Raw genomic sequence first — 15,607 nt, forward strand, 5'->3', positions numbered from 1 at the left:
GGATGCGGTTCACTCGTGCGCCGGGCTGAGGTTCTGGCCCAGGCCGCCGTCGACCGTGAGCCGCGCGCCGGTGGTGAAGGTGGCGTCGAAGGCCAGGAACAGCACCGCGCGCGCCACCTCCTCGGCGCTGCCGTGGCGCCGCATCGGCGTGATCTGGTCGCCCAGGCGCACGAACTCCGCGCGCTCGGCGGGCGTGGCGTCGGCCACGCCGAGCGTGGGCGTGTCGATGAAGCCCGGGCTCACCACGTTGACGCGGATGCCGCGCCCGACCAGCTCGGCCGCGAAACCCGATGCGAAGGAGCGCAGCGCCGCCTTGGTCGCGCTGTAGACGCCCATGCCGTGCATGCCGCCCTCGTCGGCGATCGACGAGGTGAAGACGATGGACGCGCCGGGCTTCATCAGCGGCGCGAGCTTCTGCACCGTGAAGAAGGCGCCCTTGGTGTTGATCGCGAAGGCGCGGTCGTAGCCGGCCTCCGTGACCTGCTCGAAGGGCTCGAGCGTGGCGATGCCGGCGTTGACGTGCAGCAGGTCGACGTGGCCCAGCGTCGCGCGCGCGGTGGCCGCCAGCGCATCGATGTCGGCCAGCGAGGCGGCGTCGCTCGCCAGCACCTGTGCCTGCGGGCCCAGCGCGTGTCGTGCGGCCTCGAGGTTCTTCGGATTGCGCCCGGTCAGGATCACGCGGGCGCCGCCCGCGAGCAGGGCCTGGGCCGTGGCCAGGCCCATGCCGATGGTGCCGCCGGTGATGACGGCGGTCTTGCCGCGGTAGCGGGTGTGGCTGTGGTGGTGGAGAGTGGTGTTCATGGCCGCGATGATTCCGCGCGCATCGCGCGCGGTCGCGCACGATCGGGCAGCCCCGAGCACGAACGGACGACGGCGCGCGGCCGATAAATCGGCCCGATGAGCGACACCGACCTGCGCATCGAACTGCGGCAGACGCCCGCCGGCATCGTCGGCTACGAGCCGCTGCCCGAGCACCGCATCAAGCTCCACACGGGCGCGCCGGTGGCCGGTGCCTGCCAGTTCCACCGCTTCCTCTACACGCGCGGCGACCTCGACATCGTGCCCGCGGGCGTGAGCGACGTGTGGCACGAGGAGGCCGCGAGCACCTCGCTGATGCTGCGCGTGTCGAACGCGCTGCTGCGCCGCACGGCCGACGAGATGGGATTGCCTGCCGATCGCGCCACGCTCGCGCAGCGCCACCAGTTCCGCGATGCCCACATCGAGCACATCGCCTGGGCCCTCGACGCCGAGCGCCGCGCCGGCTTTCCCAACGGCACCCTGTATGCCGACAGCCTCGGCACCGCGCTCGCCGTGCACCTGCTGAGCGGCCAGCGCCGCCCCGAACCCGAGCCCGCGCGCGGCCTCACGCGGCCGCAACTGCGCCGCGTGACCGAGCACATCGAGGCCCACCTCGACGGCGACCTTTCGCTGTCTTCATTGGCGGACGTGGCGGGCCTCAGCGCCTCGCACCTCAAGACCTTGTTCAAGCGCTCGACCGGCCTGCCGGTGCACGCGTACGTGGTGCACCGCCGCGTCGACCGCGCGCGCGGCCTGCTGCTGCGCAGCGACCTGCCCGCGAGCCAGGTGGCGCTGGAGAGCGGCTTCTCGCATCAGAGCCACATGGCGCGCTGCATGCGGCGCGTGCTGGGCGTGACGCCGGGCGAGGTGCGGCGCGCGGGTTGAACGAGGCGCTCAGCGCGCCTTGGCTTCGCGCGGGTTCGCGCTGTCGAACCCCCCGAAGAAGATATCGGGCGCGCTCGTGTTGTGCTTCGACGGCACGCTGCGACCGAAGCGGAACTGCGTGCCCTCGAGCGTCTTCACCTCGGGCAGCGGCGTCGCGACCGGCGGCGCCTCGGGCGCGGCCTGCCAGCGCACTTCGCTGACGTCGGCGTTGTCGGGCGTCACGTACATCGAGCGCAGCACCGCGAAGGGCCGTGCCTCGCGGGTGGGGGCCGAGAAGCGCACGTCGAGCGCGGTGCGTTCGCGGCTGATCTCCTCGACGTTGGCGACGGCGCTGCCGCCGCGTGTGAAGCGCAGGTGGATCGACAGCGGCTTGGGCACGATGCGGATCGAGGCGATGTCGACCACCGGCCGGCCGGCCTGCTCGACCGGGCCGAGCAGGAACGAGGAACCGTAGACGCCGTCGCCGAAGCGCGCCTCGGGCAGGGGCTTGATGCGCCAGTAGCCGTCGGAGGGATAGAGCACCAGCGCCTCGAGCGCCTTGCCGTTTTCCTTGCGGAACACCTGGAGCAGATGGAAGCCGCGGTCGCTGACGGTGCCCACGCGCACCGGCACGCGCTGCGGCCGCCAGAAGCTCGCGAGCGTCATGCCGACGATGCGCCACTGCGCGTTGTCGAGCAGCACCACGGTGCGCGGCTCGAAGCGATGCGCGGGATCGGTGGGGTGCTCGCCGCCGTCGAAGTTGCAGCCCGAGAAGTCGGGCGCGGTGACGTCGTTGCCGATGCTGTCGAGGTAGGACGGCTGCAGCGCCTCGATGCGCAGCCGCCGGATGCCTTCGCCGCGCAGCACCAGCGAGACGTTGTCCTCCTCGGCGCAGGCGGTGGCCGTGGTGCCGTTCTCGACCGTGGCGCGCAATGGGGTCGCGCTGGCGGTGGCGCCGACCAGCACCGAGGCCGCGAGAGCGGCGGCGAGGAGGGCGGCGGTGCGGAAGCGGCGGCGAAGAGGCATCGGTTCTCCAGGCGAGAGGAAGAGGGGAAACAACGGCAACGAACGCCGAAGCTTAGAGGATGGCGCAGCACCGGCCGGCACCATGTCGGAGGGCACCGCGCGGGCGCGGCGGCCTCACTCGCGGCGCGCGAGCAGGTCGGTGAACAGGCGGTGCTCGCACTCGGGATCGGAGCACTTGTCGCAGGACCAGGTCCAGCCTTCGCCCGCCGTGGCCGCGTCGCGATCGGGCAGCGCGGCATCGCGTCCGCCGTCGCGCGCCAGGCCGCCGCGGTCGGCCACGCTCTGGATCGCGCGCCAGGCGCTGGCCAGCCGCTCGCTGCCATTGCCATGCACCACGGTGTAGGCCACGCCCGCGCCGGCGAGCGCGCGGCGCACCATCGCATCGACCGGCTCGCGCACGTGCGGGCCGTCGCGCATCTCGTCGGCCACCCAGGGCAGGTCGAGCGCGGTCAGCAGGGTGATCGCGCAGCGCTGCTGAGCCGCGAGCGCATCGGGGTAGAGCGTGGTGTCGGCGAACAGCAGCTCGCTGTAGACGGCGGTCATGACGGCCGTGGTGTCGGCCACCGCCACGCCGAGCGCGGCCGCGGCATCGATGCGGCGGGTCTGCTCCTCGGCGATGGCCTGCTGCTCGTCGGCACGCGGCGTGCGGCCCTCGCGCTCGCACCATTCGCGCAGGTACTCGCCGACGAAGGTGGCGTGGAGGCCGCGCTCGTTCATGCGCTGCACGAGGGCACGCGCGAGCTCGGTCTTGCCGGTGCTCTCGGCGCCGAGCAGCGCCACGATGCAGCCGGTGGGCAGCACGGGCGTCATGCGGCGGCCGCCCTCGGCAGCCGCTGGCGCCAGGCCAGGTAGCCGGCCACGCTGAGCGCCGCGAACACGGCGTACAGGCCGACCGTGAGCCACAGGCCCTTGTGGACGAAGAGGCCGATGCTGACCAGGTTGACGGCCAGCCACACGACCCAGTTCTCGATGAACTTGCGCCCGAGCAGGAACTGGCCGACCAGGCTCAGGCCGGTGGCGAAGCCGTCCCACCAGGGCACGTCGGTGTCGGTGAAGCGGCGCAGGAAGAGGGCGACCGCGGGCCAGGCCAGCGCGCAGGCCAGCAGCGCGAGCGCGAGGCCGCGGCGCGAGAGACGGCTCACGCGCAGCACGGAGCCGTCGGCCCGGTGGCCGCGCAGCCATTGCAGCCAGCCCCAGAAGGCGACGACGGCGAAGAAGACCTGCAGCGAGGCGTCGCCATAGATCTTCGCCTGCGCGAACACGCCCACGTAGAGCAGCGAGCTGACGATCGCCAGCGGCCAGCCCCAGTGGATCTCGCGCATGTTGCAGCCGACCATGGCCAGTGCCAGCACGGCGGCCACGCATTCGAGCCAGGTGACGGGGGAGCCCCAGAGCGCGAAGGCGGGGGCGGAGAGGAGTTCGGGCATCGGCTGGGCGGCGTGCACGGCGCGCCGAGGGCTCGGCGAGAGCGGCCCGCGTGGATCAGTGGGCGATCTGGACGAAGACCTCGTTGGGCTTGACCATGCCCAGTTCCTGGCGGGCACGTTCCTCGACCATCTCGAGGCCGTCCTTGAGGTCGTTGACCTCGGAGGCCAGCCGTTCGTTGGTGATGGTGGCCTTGGCGTTCGACTCCTTCTGCGAGGCCAGCTTGGCCTGCAGCTGCGCCACGTCGCGCACGCTGCCGCGCCCGTTCCACAGCTGCCACTGGAGGATGGCCAGCAGCACGAGCAGAACGATGGGGGGAATGAAGCGCGCGCGCATGGTCCGCGGACTTTACCCGCGCTCCCCGCACGGCCCGCCAAAGGCGGCGCACCGCCGGTCCGCGAAATGCGAACAAAGCGGCAATGCGCGCGGCTCGTCGGGCCGGGGAGGGGGCATCACTTGAGGTTGTAGAACGCGCCGCGGCCCGGGTACACGGCGATGTCGCCGAGGTCTTCCTCGATGCGCAGCAGCTGGTTGTACTTGGCGATGCGGTCCGAGCGCGAGAGCGAGCCGGTCTTGATCTGGCCGGCGTTGGTGCCCACGGCGATGTCGGCGATGGTGCTGTCCTCGGTCTCGCCCGAGCGGTGCGAGATCACGGCGGTGTAGCCGGCGCGCTTGGCCATCTCGATCGCGGCGAAGGTCTCGGTCAGGGTGCCGATCTGGTTGATCTTGATCAGGATCGAGTTGGCGATGCCCTTCTCGATGCCTTCCTGCAGGATCTTGGTGTTGGTGACGAACAGGTCGTCGCCCACCAGCTGCACGCGCTTGCCCAGGCGTTCGGTCAGGTGCTTCCAGCCGTCCCAGTCGCCTTCGTGCATGCCGTCCTCGATGCTGATGATCGGGTACTTGTCGACCCAGGTCGCCAGCATGTCGGTCCAGTTCTCGGCCGACAGCGAGAGGTTCTCGCCCGACAGCACGTACTTGCCGTCCTTGTAGAACTCGCTCGCGGCGCAGTCCAGGCCCAGTGCGATCTGCTCGCCGGCCACGTAGCCGGCCTTGTCGATGGCTTCGAGGATCAGCTGGATCGCCGCTTCGTGGCTCTCGACGCTCGGCGCGAAACCGCCTTCGTCGCCCACGGCGGTGCTGATGCCGCGGTCGCCCAGGATCTTCTTGAGCGCATGGAACACCTCGGCGCCGTAGCGCACGGCTTCGCGGAAGCTCGGCGCGCCCACGGGGATGATCATGAACTCCTGCAGGTCCAGGCTGTTGTTGGCGTGCGCGCCGCCGTTGATGACGTTCATCATCGGCACCGGCATCTGCATGCCGCCCATGCCGCCGAAGTAGCGATACAGCGGCAGGCCCGATTCCTCGGCGGCCGCGCGGGCCACGGCCATCGACACGGCCAGCGTGGCGTTGGCGCCCAGGCGGCCCTTGTTGTCGGTGCCGTCGAGGTCGATCATCGTGCGGTCGAGGAAGGCCTGTTCGCTGGCATCGAGGCCGAGCACGGCTTCGGAGATCTCGGTGTTGATGTTCTCCACGGCCTTGAGCACGCCCTTGCCGAGGTAGCGCTTCTTGTCGCCGTCGCGCAGCTCGATGGCTTCGCGCGAACCGGTGGATGCGCCCGAGGGCACGGCCGCGCGGCCCATGGTGCCCGATTCGAGCAGCACGTCGCACTCGACGGTGGGATTGCCGCGGCTGTCGAGGATCTCGCGGCCGACGATGTCAACGATTGCACTCATCTTCTTTTCTTTCTCCAGTAAAAACGGATCACAGACCTTCGACGACGATCATGCGCATGATCGCGGCACCCTGGCGCGCTGCGCGCGCCTTGCCGTATTCGGGCGAGCCGTCGAACTTCTTCGCGGCCTCGACGCTCGGGAACTTGAGGATCACGATGCGCTGCGGCGCCCAGTCGCCCTCGAGCACCTCGACCTTGCCGCCACGCACGCAGACCTCGGCGCCATGCGCCTGCATGGCGGCGGTCGACCACTTCTTGTACTCCTCGTACTGGGTCGGGTTCGTGACTTCGACGTTGGCGATGATGTAGGCGCTGGTCATGCCACCGCCTTCAGTGCCTTGCCCGTATTGCCGGCGCCCTGGCCCTTGTGGTCGAGCGCGGCCTTGATGAAGGCGTTGAACAGCGGATGGCCGCTCCACGGCGTGGACTTGAACTCGGGATGGAACTGCACGCCCATGAACCAGGGGTGCACGTCCTGCGGCAGCTCGACGATCTCGGTGAGCTGCTCGCGCTGCGTGAGCGCGGAGATCACGAGGCCGGCCTTGCGCAGCTGGTCGAGGTAGTTGACGTTGGCTTCGTAGCGGTGGCGATGGCGCTCGGTGACCACGTCGCCGTAGATGCTGTGGGCCAGCGTGCCGTCGGTCACGTCGGAGCTCTGCGCGCCCAGGCGCATGGTGCCGCCGAGGTCGGACTTCTCGTTGCGGACCTTGATCGTGCCGTCGGCGTCCTTCCACTCGGTGATCAGCGCGATCACGGGGCAGGAGGTCTCGGGGTCGAACTCGGTGCTGTTGGCATCGGGCAGGCCGGCCACGTGGCGTGCGTACTCGATGGTGGCGACCTGCATGCCCAGGCAGATGCCGAGGTAGGGCACCTTGCCTTCGCGCGCGAAGCGGGCCGCGAGAATCTTGCCCTCGACGCCGCGCTGGCCGAAGCCGCCGGGCACGAGGATCGCGTCGTACTTGGCCAGGCGCGAGACGTCCTGCGCGGTGATGGTCTCGGAGTCGACGTAGTCGATCTTCACGCGCGCATGGTTCTTCATGCCGGCGTGGCGCAGCGCCTCGTTGAGCGACTTGTAGCTGTCCGACAAGTCGACGTACTTGCCGACCATGGCGATCGAGACCTCCTGCTGCGGATGCTCGACCTCGTAGACGAGTTCGTCCCAGCGCGAGAGCTTGGCCGGCGGCGTGTTGATGCGCAGCTTGTCGCAGATCAGGCCATCGAGGCCCTGCTCGTGCAGCATGCGCGGCACCTTGTAGATGGTGTCCACGTCCCACATCGAGATCACGCCCCATTCGGGCACGTTCGAGAACAGCGAGATCTTGGCGCGTTCGTCGTCGGGGATCGGGCGGTCGGCGCGGCACAGCAGGGCGTCGGCCTGGATGCCGATCTCGCGCAGCTTCTGCGCCGTGTGCTGCGTGGGCTTGGTCTTGAGCTCGCCGGCGGCGGCGATCCAGGGCACGTAGCTCAGGTGCACGAAGGCCGAGTTGTTCGGGCCCATGCGCAGGCTCATCTGGCGCACGGCCTCGAGGAAGGGCAGCGACTCGATGTCGCCCACGGTGCCGCCGATCTCGACGATGGCCACGTCGACCTCGTGCGCGGTGCCGATGCCGGCGCCGCGCTTGACGTATTCCTGAATCTCGTTGGTGATGTGCGGGATCACCTGCACCGTCTTGCCGAGGTAGTCGCCGCGGCGTTCCTTCTCGAGCACGGTCTTGTAGATCTGGCCGGTCGTGAAGTTGTTGGCCTTGCGCATGCGCGTCGTGATGAAGCGCTCGTAGTGGCCGAGGTCCAGGTCGGTTTCAGCACCATCGTCGGTGACGAACACCTCGCCGTGCTGGAACGGCGACATCGTGCCGGGGTCGACGTTGATGTAGGGATCGAGCTTGATGAGGGTGACTTTGAGGCCGCGGGATTCGAGGATCGCGGCCAGCGAGGCGGAGGCGATTCCCTTGCCGAGGGAAGACACCACACCACCTGTGACGAAGACAAATTTGGTCATGCCAGTTCCGGACGCGAGGACCGGGCAGTGGGAAATTGAGATTATAGGTGTGCCCCCGGCGACACCCGGCGCGGGTGGACACTGTTACCTCGCCCGGCGCGGGACATCGGGGCTGCCGCGAACGACCGTTCGCCCCAGGGCGCGGCGGGGATGCGCGGGTCATTACACTCCGCCCCACCATGCAAGACCTCGCCGGCAAACACATCGTTCTGGGACTCACGGGCGGCATCGCCTGCTACAAATCGGCCGAGCTGTGCCGGCTGTTCGTGAAGGCGGGGGCCACGGTCCAGGTCGTCATGACCGAATCGGCCGAGCAGTTCATGACGCCGGTGACGATGCAGGCGCTGTCGGGCCGGTCCGTCTACACCTCGCAGTGGGACGCGCGCGAGCCCAACAACATGCCGCACATCAACCTGAGCCGCGAGGCCGACGCGATCGTGCTCGCGCCCTGCAGTGCCGACTTCATCGCACGCCTGGTGCAGGGCCGCTCCGACGAGCTGCTGAGCCTGCTGTGCCTGGCGCGCCCGCGCGACCGCGTGCCGCTGCTGCTCGCGCCCGCCATGAACCGCGAGATGTGGATGCATCCCGCGACCCAGCGCAACCTGGCGCAGGTGGCCGCCGACGGCGCCACCGTGCTCGGCGTGGGCAACGGCTGGCAGGCCTGCGGCGAGACCGGCGACGGTCGCATGCTCGAGCCGGCCCAGTTGCTGGAAGACATCACCGCCTTCTTCCATCCCAAGCTGCTCGCGGGCCAGCACCTGCTGGTGACGGCAGGGCCGACTTTCGAGGCGCTCGATCCCATCCGCGGCATCACCAACCACTCGTCGGGCAAGATGGGTTTCGCCATCGCCCGGGCCGCGCGCGAAGCCGGCGCCGAGGTCACGCTGGTGGCCGGGCCGGTCCACCTGCCGACGCCGCGCGGCGTCACCCGCATCGACGTGCGCTCGGCGCAGGAGATGCTCGCGGCGACCGTCGGCGCATCGTCGCGTGCTAGCGTTTTCGTAGCAACGGCGGCGGTCGCCGACTGGCGCCCCGCGACCCAGAGCGACCAGAAGATCAAGAAGGACGGCAGCGGCAAGACGCCGGTGCTCGAATTCGTCGAGAACCCCGACATCCTGCTGACCGTGGCGCGCGGCGAGCGCGCGCAGGCGAAGAAGCTGTTCTGCGTGGGCTTCGCGGCCGAGAGCGAGAACCTCGTCGCGCATGCCAAGGCCAAGCGCGAGCGCAAGGGCATCCCTCTGCTGGTGGGCAATATCGGCCCGCTGACCTTCGGCCAGGACGACAATGCGCTGCTGCTCGTGGACGCTGATGGCGTGCGCGAACTGCCTCGCGCGCCCAAGCTCACGCTGGCGCGCGAGCTCATGACGGAGATCGCGGCGCGGCTGCCCGACTGGAGGGTCTGATGAAGGCTGAATGGAACACCCCGCCCAATGGCGACTTCGTGCGCTATGTCGAGGGGCTGACGGCCCAGGCCGCGCGCAATCTCGGGCGTGGCCAGGCGGACGTGACCGGCGAACACGGCCTCGACGTCGGCATGACGCAGACCGCGGGACCGGGCGCGGTGGTGCCGCCGGCGCAGGCCCGCGCGCGTGCCGCGGCCACGAAGGCCGCCAAGTCCGAGTCCGCGCAGGGCGGGCCCTTCGGTGCGCTCACCAAACCCATCCTCGGCGTGGCCGGCGTGGCCTTCGTGATCCTGTGGTCGATCGGCGTGCCGATCTACGTGCTGGTGGTGCTGGCCGGCCTGGCCTTCTGGTTCGCCGGCAAGCTCAAGACGCTGGCCTTCCCGGGCGCGGCCAAGTGGCAGCAGGTGCTCGAGGAGGCGAACCGCCGCGGGACCGAATCTCAACAAGGAAAAGCAAGCAAGTGAAAGTCGACGTCCGCATCCTCGATCCCCGCATGGTGGAACAGTTGCCCACCTACGCCACGCCCGGCAGCGCGGGGCTCGATCTCAGGGCCTGCATCGATGCGCCCGTCACGCTGGAGCCCAATGCCTGGCAGCTGGTGGGCACCGGCATCGCGATCCACCTCGGCGACCCGGCCTATGCGGCGATGATCCTGCCGCGCTCGGGCCTGGGCCACAAGCACGGCATCGTGCTGGGCAACCTGGTCGGTCTGATCGACAGCGACTACCAGGGCGAACTCAAGATCAGCGCCTGGAACCGCAGCGACACGCCCTTCGTGCTGCAGCCGATGGAGCGGCTCGCGCAGCTGGTCATCGTGCCGGTGGTGCAGGCGAAGTTCCATGTCGTCACCGAGTTCGCGCCCACGCAGCGCGGCGAGGGCGGCTACGGTTCCACCGGCAAGCACTGACCGGCAGCTGACCGCGACCACGCGCAACCGCGCGCAACGGCGCGTATCGCGGCGGTAAAGAACGGAACCTCGACAGCCGGCTCCGGCTCACAGGTTTCAGCTTGTGTCCTTGCGTCATCGCCGCGGCCACTGCGGCGTTGAACACACAGGCGGGTGCGCCGGTCCTTCACAGGGCGCACCGTTCTTTCCGAGGAGCCTTTCAACATGAAGATCTCAATGCGCTTCGTTTCCGTCACCGCATCCGTGCTGGCCCTGGCCACGCTCACTGCCTGCGTGGCACCCGCACCGGTCTACCAGACCTCCCGCTATCCCTATCAGCCGCCGCCGCAGGCCGTGCCCTACCGCGAGGCCGCCTACGTCGAGTACGGCCACGTGGCGAACATCGAGGTGCTGCGCAGCGAGACCGCCGGCACCGGCACCAGCGGCGGCGGTGCCGTGGCCGGTGGCGTCATCGGCGGCGTGGTGGGCAACCAGTTCGGCCACGGCAATGGCCGCGCGGCCGCCACCGCGCTCGGCGTGATCGGCGGCGCGTTGCTGGGCAACACCATCGAGGCGCAGCAGAACGGTCCGCGCGCCTACGAGAGCTACCGCATCTCGGTGCAGACCGACCGCGGCGGCTACCGTGCCTTCGACGTGCAGCACCCGGGCGACCTGCGCATCGGCGACCGCGTGCGCATAGACAACGGCCAGCTCTCGCGCATGTAGTCCTGCGATCGCCGGATCGCATCGGTCGAAAAAAAGCCGGGCTCTGCCCGGCTTTGTCGTTGATGCGGTCGAGGGATCAGTGCAGCGTGCCGTTGCCCGGCGAGACCGGCTGCACCTTGAAGAAGGCCGTGCCCGCGGTGCCGCGGCCGATCTCTTCCTCGGTGGCTTCGCGCACCGAACGCACGAGGATGTCGAGCCGGATCGCGATGCCCGCCAGCGGATGGTTGCCGTCGAGCACGAGGTGCTCGGGTAGATCTCGGACACCGTGTACATCGCATCCTTCGGGATGTTCTCGCTCACGCCCGCGGGCAGCGCGCTGCCCTCGAAGCTCATGCCTTCCTCGGTGCCTTCGGGGAAGAGGGCGCGCGGCTCGAGGAAGAGCAACTGGTCGTTGAAGTCGCCGAAGCCTTGTTCGGGCTCGACCTGCAGCTGGACGCGGTCGCCGGGCTCATGGCCCTGCAGGGCCGCCTCGATCACGTCGAACAGATCGTCGCCGCCGATCAGGAATTCGACCGGTTCGTCGAGCACGTCCAGCACATCGCCGAGCGTGTCTTTCAGGGTCCAGGTCAGGCCGACCACGCATTGTTCAGAGATTTCCATTGCAGAATTCTCCCATGGAGATCACAACACCGCTGCCCCTGCTGGGCGGCCTGAGCGCCGCGCAGTTCATGCGGCGGCACTGGCAGAAGAAACCGCTGCTGGTGCGACAGGCGGTGCCCGACATGGTGCCACCCATCGACCGTTCCGCGCTGTTCGCGCTGGCCGAACGCGAGGAGGTCGAATCCCGGCTGATCCGCCACGGCAAGGCCGGCTGGAGCCTGAAGCACGGCCCGCTGCCGCGCCGCTCGCTGCCCTCGCTGAAGCAGGCCGCCTGGACCCTGCTGGTGCAGGGCGTGGACCTGCACCACGAGGGCATCCATGCGCTGCTGCGGCAGTTCAGCTTCCTGCCCGACGCGCGGCTCGACGACCTGATGATCAGCTACGCGAGCGACGGCGGCGGCGTGGGCGCGCATTTCGACAGCTACGACGTGTTCCTGCTGCAGGCACAGGGCCGGCGCCGCTGGTCCATCGGCAAGCAGGGCGACCTGCGGCTGCAGCCCGACGTGCCGCTCAAGATCCTCGAGCGCTTCGAGCCCGAGCAGAGCTTCGTGCTCGAGCCCGGCGACATGCTCTACCTGCCGCCGCGCTATGCGCACGACGGCGTGGCGGTCGGCGGCGACTGCATGACCTTCTCGATCGGGCTGCGTTCGCCGTCCGCGGGCGAGCTCGGCGCCGATCTGCTCGCGCGCATCGCGCAGGCCCATGCCGACGAACTCGAGGACGCGGGCCCGTCGGCCGCCGTGCGCTATCGCGATCCCGCGCAGCCCGCGGTCGAGGCGCCCGGTGCCATGCCCGCCGCGCTGCAGGCCTTCGCGCGCAAGGCGGTCGAGATGGCGCTGCGCGATCCCGATGCGATCGACCGCGCGCTCGGCGAGTCGCTGACCGAGCCCAAGGCCAGCACCTGGTTCGACGAGGGCGGCGAGGCGCCCGACGAGCTGCATGCGGTGCGGCTGGACCGTCGCACGCGCATGCTCTACGACGCGCGCCATCTCTACATCAACGGCGAGAGCTTTCGCGCGGGCGGTGCCGATGCCACGCTGATGCGGCGCCTCGCTGACCGGCGCGCACTCGGGCCGCGCGAACTCGCGAAGGCCAGCGACGATGCACTCTCGCTGCTGGCCGAATGGTGCGAGGCGGGCTGGCTGCATGCCGAGTGACACCGCGTTGCCGTCGCCGCTGCCCGAGGGCCGCTTCGACGGCCGCGAGGCATTCGACCAACTGCTGCGCACCGCGCTCGCGTCGGCCGCGCGGCAGGGCTGGAAGGAACTGATCTTCAGCGACCCCGACTTCGCCGACTGGCCGCTGGGCGAACGTGCGAGCATCGAGGCGCTGCAGGCCTGGTCGGCCAGCGGCCGCAGGCTGGTGCTGCTGGCCGAGCGCTTCGACGGCATGGAGCGCCGGCATGCGCGCTTCGTCGGCTGGCGCCGCACCTGGGACCACATCGTCGAATGCCGCGCGCTGCGCGTGCCGCATGCGCAGGCGGGCAGCGGCGTGCCGAGCGCGTGGTGGACGCCCTCGTGGTTCATTCATCGCATCGACGTCGAGCATGGCCGCGGTCTCAGCAGCGCCGATGCACGCGCGCGCAGCGCGCTGCGCGAGTCGATCGAGGAATGCTGGCGCCAGGCCCGGCCCGCCTTTCCCGCGAGCACGCTGGGCTTGTAAGCCAATGCCGCGAATCCCGCGGCCAGACATAAGAGCGACGGCATGCGGGTCTAGAATTTTTTTCGTCCCTCAAGACCTTCATTGCCAAAGGAGCCTTTTCATGAAGAAGACAACGTCCGTCCTGCTCGCCTCGCTGCTCGCCGCTTCCGCCCTGGTGGCTTGCGGCAAGAAGGAGGATGCGGCGCCCGCCGTGACCACGCCGCCGCCCGCGCCCGTGACCGAGCCCGCGCCGGCCCCCGCACCCGCACCTGCCGCATCGGCTCCGTCGGCGGGCGCCTGGCACCCTCGGCGGCGGCATCGTCGGCACTCGATGCGGCCAATGCCGCGACCGAAGCCGCGAAGAAGGGCGAAGCGCCGAGCAAGTAAGCCGTCGCCGCACACGAAGCAAAGCCGCCTCCAGGGCGGCTTTCTTCATGGGGCTTTCAATCGCCTTTCAATCGGCTGCCGATAGGCCCCCGATCGCGGCGTGCGTTCAGACGTCGAGCCAGGGCGAGCCTTCGGCCGCGCTCGCGGTGAGCATCTCCGCCTCGTTGCCGCCGAGTGCCTGTGCCATCAGCTGGCGCACGATCTCGGGCCGGTTGTTCTGTTCGCTCAGGTGCGCCGCGACCACGTGGCGCAACCCGTCGTGCAGCAGCGCGCGCGCGATGTCCGCGGCGGCCTGGTTCGAGAGGTGGCCGTAGTTGCCGCCCACGCGCATCTTCAGGAACGGCGGATAGGCCGAGTTGGCCAGCAGCTCGCTGTCGTGGTTGAACTCCAGCAGCAGCGAATGCGCGCCGCCCAATCGCGCAAGCACGTGGGTGGTGGCATGGCCGAGGTCGGTCAGCACGCCGAGCGTGCGGTTGCCGTCGGTGCAGCGCAGCTGCAGCGGCTCGCGCGCATCGTGCGGCACGGTGAAGGGATGCACCGAGAGATCGCCGACCGCGAAGTCCTCGTCGTCGCGCGCGAGGCGCAGCTGCCCTTCGAAGTCGCGCCCGCCCGTGGCGAGCCAGGTGCCTTCGCTCATCCAGACGGGAATGCGGTTGCGCCGCGAGAGGGTGTGGGCGCAGCCGATGTGATCGCCGTGTTCGTGCGTGACGAAGATGGCATCGATGTCGCTCGCGGCGAGCCCGGCGCGGGCCAGCCGCTGATCGAGCTGGCGGATGCCGAAGCCGCAGTCGATCAGGAGCCGGGAAGTGCGGCCGCCGCTGGTCGCCTCGACCAGCGCGGCATTGCCCGTGCTGCCGCTGCCGAGGCTTCGGAAGCGGAGCATGGGACTTACCTCAGGTCGTCGGCGATGACCTTGACGATGCGCTCGGCGTTGACCGAGGTCTCGGGCGCGCCGGCTTCGTTCTGCACCGACACCGTGCTGTTCTCGCCCTGGCTCTTGATCAGGATGCGGAACTTGAGCGGCGACTCGGTCTTGCTCGAGCTGAACAGCTTGCCGAAGAAGCCGGGCTCCTTCTTGTCGGGGTTCGGCGGCACGTAGCGCACGAAGTAGACGCCGGCGCTGCGGTCGCGGTCTTCCACCGTGAAGCCGGTGCGGTCGAGCGCGAGGCCGACGCGGCGCCATGCGCGGTCGAAGCCGTCGTTGAGCTGCACGATCGGCTGGCCGCCGACGTTGGACACGCGGGCGGTCTGCACCGGTGCCGCGGCGGCGGTGGCCGCGACCTGCTTGGCCTGCTCCTGCGAGACGCCGAGCTTGACCATCAGGCGGCGCAGGAATTCGGCTTCGAGTTCGGGGTCGGACGGACGCGGCTGCCAGACGGTCTGGTCCTGGCGCGTGGTCGTGTAGACCTCCTGCATGCCACGGTGGCTGATGTAGATCTCGGTGCCGGTCGGCGTGCGCTCCATGCGGGTGCGGAAGCGGTCGAGTTCGCCGGTGGAGTAGACCGAGTCGACCAGCTTGCCCAGCGTGCCGCGGATGATGTCCTGCGGCAGCTCGGCGCGGTTCTCGGCCCAGTCGGTTTCCATGATGCCGAGGTTGCGCTGCTCGGTGGTCAGCAGGAAGCCGCTTTCCTGCCAGAAGTCCTTGACCGGATCCCAGAGCTGGTCGGGCGAGCGGTTGATGACCAGCCAGCGCTGCGAGCCGGTGCGCTCCATGCGCACGTCGCCGAGGTTGGAGACGGCGGTGGGCACGCCCGGCGCGTTGGCGACGCCGGTCTGGTAGGAGTTGGCGGTGACGGCACCGCCGGGGATGGCGTAGCGGTTGTCACGCGCGAGCTGGGACAGGTCGGGCGGCACTTCGAGCGTCGGGGCCTTGCCGGCGCTCTTGTAGTCGATCTTGTCGCTCTCGAGAACGGAGCAGGCGGCGAGGCTGGCGACGAGGGCCAGGAGTGCGAATCGCGAGAGGTACTTCAACGTCGTCTTCCTTGTTGGAATGGTTCGGTCAATCGATGGGCCGCTGTGCCCGCCCGTTCTGAGCTCGGTTCAGGCAAAAGGTTGCTTAACCTCGGACGCGGCAGGGTAAAAGAAGATCGTGGAGGGATTGTGGAGGGGGAGGGCGC

18 protein-coding genes and 1 pseudogene are annotated in these 15,607 nt (G+C 69.5%); 8 read left to right on the top strand and 11 right to left on the bottom strand.

The window, feature by feature from the left end:
* Positions 1-9: 9 nt before the first annotated feature.
* On the bottom strand, positions 10-801 hold the full coding sequence (locus tag ACHMXE_RS22595; RefSeq protein WP_395351399.1) for an SDR family oxidoreductase: 792 nt from the start codon (positions 799-801) through the stop codon (positions 10-12).
* Between the two features lie 96 nt (positions 802-897).
* Between ACHMXE_RS22595 and ACHMXE_RS22600 the strand changes: the two genes are divergently transcribed.
* Positions 898-1,683 (top strand): helix-turn-helix domain-containing protein, encoded by a 786-nt coding sequence (locus ACHMXE_RS22600; protein WP_395351401.1) that lies wholly within the window; start codon positions 898-900, stop codon positions 1,681-1,683.
* A 9-nt stretch (positions 1,684-1,692) separates the two neighbouring features.
* On the opposite strand, the gene ACHMXE_RS22605 is transcribed toward ACHMXE_RS22600, so the two are convergent.
* The 7 genes from ACHMXE_RS22605 to ACHMXE_RS22635 all read right to left on the bottom strand — a co-directional run bounded on the left by ACHMXE_RS22605 (position 1,693) and on the right by ACHMXE_RS22635 (position 7,847).
* A complete protein-coding gene (locus tag ACHMXE_RS22605; RefSeq protein WP_395351403.1) occupies positions 1,693-2,688 on the bottom strand; it encodes a hypothetical protein in 996 nt (331 codons plus the stop codon).
* 114 nt (positions 2,689-2,802) lie between these two features.
* Complete coding sequence (locus ACHMXE_RS22610) at positions 2,803-3,498, bottom strand: AAA family ATPase (protein ID WP_395351405.1); 696 nt, start codon at positions 3,496-3,498, stop codon at positions 2,803-2,805.
* On the bottom strand, positions 3,495-4,115 hold the full coding sequence (gene pnuC / locus ACHMXE_RS22615; protein ID WP_395351407.1) for a nicotinamide riboside transporter PnuC: 621 nt from the start codon (positions 4,113-4,115) through the stop codon (positions 3,495-3,497). Before pnuC ends, ACHMXE_RS22610 begins: the two co-directional genes overlap by 4 nt.
* Before the next feature lie 55 nt (positions 4,116-4,170).
* Complete coding sequence (gene ftsB, locus ACHMXE_RS22620) at positions 4,171-4,449, bottom strand: cell division protein FtsB (protein ID WP_395351409.1); 279 nt, start codon at positions 4,447-4,449, stop codon at positions 4,171-4,173.
* A 116-nt stretch (positions 4,450-4,565) separates the two neighbouring features.
* Complete coding sequence (eno, locus tag ACHMXE_RS22625; RefSeq protein ID WP_057595934.1) at positions 4,566-5,849, bottom strand: phosphopyruvate hydratase; 1,284 nt, start codon at positions 5,847-5,849, stop codon at positions 4,566-4,568.
* A gap of 28 nt (positions 5,850-5,877) precedes the next feature.
* On the bottom strand, positions 5,878-6,168 hold the full coding sequence (locus ACHMXE_RS22630; protein WP_203201839.1) for a DUF1330 domain-containing protein: 291 nt from the start codon (positions 6,166-6,168) through the stop codon (positions 5,878-5,880).
* Positions 6,165-7,847 carry a CTP synthase gene (locus tag ACHMXE_RS22635; RefSeq protein ID WP_395351412.1) on the bottom strand — a complete coding sequence of 561 codons (1,683 nt, stop codon included), beginning with the start codon at positions 7,845-7,847 and terminating at the stop codon, positions 6,165-6,167. Before ACHMXE_RS22635 ends, ACHMXE_RS22630 begins: the two co-directional genes overlap by 4 nt.
* Before the next feature lie 179 nt (positions 7,848-8,026).
* Between ACHMXE_RS22635 and coaBC the strand changes: the two genes are divergently transcribed.
* From coaBC to ACHMXE_RS22655, 4 genes are all read left to right on the top strand, one after another.
* Complete coding sequence (gene coaBC, locus ACHMXE_RS22640; RefSeq protein ID WP_395351414.1) at positions 8,027-9,250, top strand: bifunctional phosphopantothenoylcysteine decarboxylase/phosphopantothenate--cysteine ligase CoaBC; 1,224 nt, start codon at positions 8,027-8,029, stop codon at positions 9,248-9,250.
* Positions 9,250-9,714 (top strand): hypothetical protein, encoded by a 465-nt coding sequence (locus ACHMXE_RS22645; protein WP_395351416.1) that lies wholly within the window; start codon positions 9,250-9,252, stop codon positions 9,712-9,714. Before coaBC ends, ACHMXE_RS22645 begins: the two co-directional genes overlap by 1 nt.
* On the top strand, positions 9,711-10,157 hold the full coding sequence (gene dut / locus ACHMXE_RS22650; protein ID WP_057595939.1) for a dUTP diphosphatase: 447 nt from the start codon (positions 9,711-9,713) through the stop codon (positions 10,155-10,157). The genes ACHMXE_RS22645 and dut overlap by 4 nt, the downstream gene beginning before the upstream one ends.
* Positions 10,158-10,361: 204 nt before the next feature.
* Positions 10,362-10,862 (top strand): glycine zipper 2TM domain-containing protein, encoded by a 501-nt coding sequence (locus tag ACHMXE_RS22655; protein WP_209543349.1) that lies wholly within the window; start codon positions 10,362-10,364, stop codon positions 10,860-10,862.
* Positions 10,863-10,938: 76 nt separating this feature from the next.
* On the opposite strand, the pseudogene ACHMXE_RS22660 reads toward ACHMXE_RS22655, so the two are convergent.
* Positions 10,939-11,390, bottom strand: a pseudogene (locus ACHMXE_RS22660) (peptidylprolyl isomerase).
* Between ACHMXE_RS22660 and ACHMXE_RS22665 the strand changes: the two are divergent.
* The 3 genes from ACHMXE_RS22665 to ACHMXE_RS22675 are packed head-to-tail and all read left to right on the top strand — an operon-like array spanning position 11,271 to position 13,124.
* Positions 11,271-11,516 (top strand): hypothetical protein, encoded by a 246-nt coding sequence (locus ACHMXE_RS22665; protein ID WP_395353114.1) that lies wholly within the window; start codon positions 11,271-11,273, stop codon positions 11,514-11,516. The pseudogene ACHMXE_RS22660 and the gene ACHMXE_RS22665 overlap by 120 nt on opposite strands.
* A complete protein-coding gene (locus tag ACHMXE_RS22670) occupies positions 11,477-12,619 on the top strand; it encodes a JmjC domain-containing protein (RefSeq protein WP_395351419.1) in 1,143 nt (380 codons plus the stop codon). Before ACHMXE_RS22665 ends, ACHMXE_RS22670 begins: the two co-directional genes overlap by 40 nt.
* Positions 12,609-13,124, top strand: coding sequence for a hypothetical protein (locus tag ACHMXE_RS22675; protein ID WP_203201833.1), 516 nt, complete (start codon positions 12,609-12,611; stop codon positions 13,122-13,124). The genes ACHMXE_RS22670 and ACHMXE_RS22675 overlap by 11 nt, the downstream gene beginning before the upstream one ends.
* Positions 13,125-13,596: 472 nt before the next feature.
* On the opposite strand, the gene ACHMXE_RS22680 is transcribed toward ACHMXE_RS22675, so the two are convergent.
* Both ACHMXE_RS22680 and bamC read right to left on the bottom strand, forming a co-directional pair.
* A complete protein-coding gene (locus ACHMXE_RS22680) occupies positions 13,597-14,373 on the bottom strand; it encodes an MBL fold metallo-hydrolase (protein WP_209543344.1) in 777 nt (258 codons plus the stop codon).
* A gap of 5 nt (positions 14,374-14,378) precedes the next feature.
* Positions 14,379-15,461, bottom strand: a complete 1,083-nt coding sequence (gene bamC, locus ACHMXE_RS22685) for an outer membrane protein assembly factor BamC (RefSeq protein WP_395351422.1) — start codon at positions 15,459-15,461, stop codon at positions 14,379-14,381.
* Positions 15,462-15,607: the final 146 nt, after the last annotated feature.

The sequence above is a fragment of the Variovorax sp. UC122_21 genome, from assembly GCF_044056785.1.
In the GTDB taxonomy this organism is placed as follows: domain Bacteria; phylum Pseudomonadota; class Gammaproteobacteria; order Burkholderiales; family Burkholderiaceae_C; genus Variovorax.

Bases quoted from the DNA above. Each gene is read 5' to 3' on its own strand.
- ACHMXE_RS22595 (WP_395351399.1), bottom strand. From the start codon at position 801: ATGAACACCACTCTCCACCACCACAGCCACACCCGCTACCGCGGCAAG.
- ACHMXE_RS22600 (WP_395351401.1), top strand. From the start codon at position 898: ATGAGCGACACCGACCTGCGCATCGAACTGCGGCAGACGCCCGCCGGC.
- ACHMXE_RS22605 (WP_395351403.1), bottom strand. From the start codon at position 2,688: ATGCCTCTTCGCCGCCGCTTCCGCACCGCCGCCCTCCTCGCCGCCGCT.
- ACHMXE_RS22610 (WP_395351405.1), bottom strand. From the start codon at position 3,498: ATGACGCCCGTGCTGCCCACCGGCTGCATCGTGGCGCTGCTCGGCGCC.
- pnuC (WP_395351407.1), bottom strand. From the start codon at position 4,115: ATGCCCGAACTCCTCTCCGCCCCCGCCTTCGCGCTCTGGGGCTCCCCC.
- ftsB (WP_395351409.1), bottom strand. From the start codon at position 4,449: ATGCGCGCGCGCTTCATTCCCCCCATCGTTCTGCTCGTGCTGCTGGCC.
- eno (WP_057595934.1), bottom strand. From the start codon at position 5,849: ATGAGTGCAATCGTTGACATCGTCGGCCGCGAGATCCTCGACAGCCGC.
- ACHMXE_RS22630 (WP_203201839.1), bottom strand. From the start codon at position 6,168: ATGACCAGCGCCTACATCATCGCCAACGTCGAAGTCACGAACCCGACC.
- ACHMXE_RS22635 (WP_395351412.1), bottom strand. From the start codon at position 7,847: ATGACCAAATTTGTCTTCGTCACAGGTGGTGTGGTGTCTTCCCTCGGC.
- coaBC (WP_395351414.1), top strand. From the start codon at position 8,027: ATGCAAGACCTCGCCGGCAAACACATCGTTCTGGGACTCACGGGCGGC.
- ACHMXE_RS22645 (WP_395351416.1), top strand. From the start codon at position 9,250: ATGAAGGCTGAATGGAACACCCCGCCCAATGGCGACTTCGTGCGCTAT.
- ACHMXE_RS22655 (WP_209543349.1), top strand. From the start codon at position 10,362: ATGAAGATCTCAATGCGCTTCGTTTCCGTCACCGCATCCGTGCTGGCC.
- ACHMXE_RS22670 (WP_395351419.1), top strand. From the start codon at position 11,477: ATGGAGATCACAACACCGCTGCCCCTGCTGGGCGGCCTGAGCGCCGCG.
- ACHMXE_RS22675 (WP_203201833.1), top strand. From the start codon at position 12,609: ATGCCGAGTGACACCGCGTTGCCGTCGCCGCTGCCCGAGGGCCGCTTC.
- ACHMXE_RS22680 (WP_209543344.1), bottom strand. From the start codon at position 14,373: ATGCTCCGCTTCCGAAGCCTCGGCAGCGGCAGCACGGGCAATGCCGCG.